The sequence below is a fragment of the Paenibacillus ottowii genome, from assembly GCF_006874425.1.
Lineage (GTDB): Bacteria > Bacillota > Bacilli > Paenibacillales > Paenibacillaceae > Paenibacillus > Paenibacillus ottowii.
On the sequence record NZ_VIJZ01000034.1, the window covers coordinates 1 to 1,805 of the forward strand.

Below are 1,805 nucleotides of genomic sequence, written 5' to 3' on the forward strand. Positions count from 1 at the left end.
ACTGCTCTACCTGCTGCTCCACCGGGTAATTTTCAAATATCATAATATGGTTGATTAAATCCTGCTTCTGCTCAGTCAGTGCTTGGATTTCATACAGCGGGAACGCATCATAGGCATTGGAAGCCAGAGCCTGTCGCTGTGTTCGTTTCATCAGCTCGGCAAAGGTTTCACCTTGTTCAGACTGTACACGCACTGGAATCGTATTAATGAATAGCCCGATCATATGCTCCACACCTGGAATATCCCCTGGACGACCGGACACAACGCTGCCGAACACGACATCCGAACTATGGTTATACTTCTGCAACAGAACGCCCCATACGGTCTGAATCAGCGTGTTGATCGTGACCTGATTTTGCTTCGCCACCCGTTCGATCTGAGCTACCAGCTCTGGCTGGAAGTCACATTCCAAATCTTCAGCGACATATTCCCCGACTTGTACCGATTTCGGCAGGGCTTTTTGCTGCGGAAGCGTAATTTGCTGCTCGTAGTCCGCCAGATACCCACGCCAGTATTGCAGGGCCGCCTCACGGTCCTGACGTTCCAGCCATTCGATAAAGCGACTGAACGGCGTGACAGGCTCCAGTGCTGGCTCATGACCCGCGCGCAGGGCCAGATAACTGCCGAATACCTCCTGTGTCATAAAAGACAGGCACCAGCCATCCATCAAAATGTGATGGAAGCTCCAAACAAAGTGGTACGTTTCATCCCCGGTTTGCAAAATCGAGACACGAATGAGCGCATCCTCTGCGAGGCGGAATCCTTTCGCTTTATCCTCGAGGACAAAAGCTTTCACCCGAGCTTCTCGTTCCTCTTTTTCTAGTCCGCGCAGGTCTTCATAGTACAACTCTCCGCTGCGATGACGGAAAACGACCTGCACAGGCTCATCCTTCCAGGTGTTGATAACGTTCGTCCGCAATGCCTCATGACGCTGTACGAGCAGATCCAAGCTCTTGCCGAAGGTAACCACATCAAAACGCCCGTTCAACTCAAAGGTAGCCTGCTCAAAATAAGCCGCCGAATTCTCATCCATCAGGCTGAAGAAGAGCATCCCCTTTTGCATCGGCGTCAAAGCATACACATTTTCCAGCTCGCCCAGATCCCGTGTATCTTCCACCAATTGCTCCAGCTCGTCCAGCGTGACATGGTTTAACAGGACATCACTTGGGGTCAGCACCGTTCTCTCTTGGGTGACGCAATGATGAATGACTTCACGCAGATTGGATGCCAGCAGTTCTCCAAGCCGTGCAATCGTTTCATGACGGAATTGCGTTGTACCATAGCGAATCGTGAACATCAACTCGCCATCCTCAATGACTCCATTGATATCCAGCGCAAAATCCATAGTCGCATTCGTGCTGACAGGCACACCAATGGAATAGGCGGAAGGCTGCAGATCATTGCCTTTATAATCCTGATCGAATTGGCCCAAATAGTTAAAACTGATTTCAGGCTGAGCCTGTAACTGCACGTCTGCTTTTTCCAGCACGTTCATATCGGACAAATAGCGTAAAATCCCATAGCCGATGCCTTTTTGCGGAATATGACGCAGCCCTTCCTTGGTCCGCTTGATCAGGCGAGCGGTATGTCCTCCTTCTCCCAGACTTCCATCCAGTACAACTGGGAATTGGCTCGTAAACCAGCCGACCGTGCGCGTAATATCCACATCCGGTACAATGGCTTCCCGTCCATGGCCCTCCAGGTTGATCAGCACCCGTTCGGAACCAGACCAGTCATAGACGGCTTTTCCGAGCGCAGCCAGCAACAGGTCATTCATTTCCGTGTTGTACGCGCGATGAGCTTGT

At 51.2% G+C, this 1,805-nt stretch carries 1 protein-coding gene; it reads right to left on the reverse strand.

Features of this window, described 5'->3' with window-relative positions; all coding sequences use genetic code 11:
• Window positions 1-1,805, reverse strand: a 1,805-nt coding sequence (locus FKV70_RS25780) for a condensation domain-containing protein (protein WP_244310856.1), incomplete at both ends; no start/stop codon positions are given.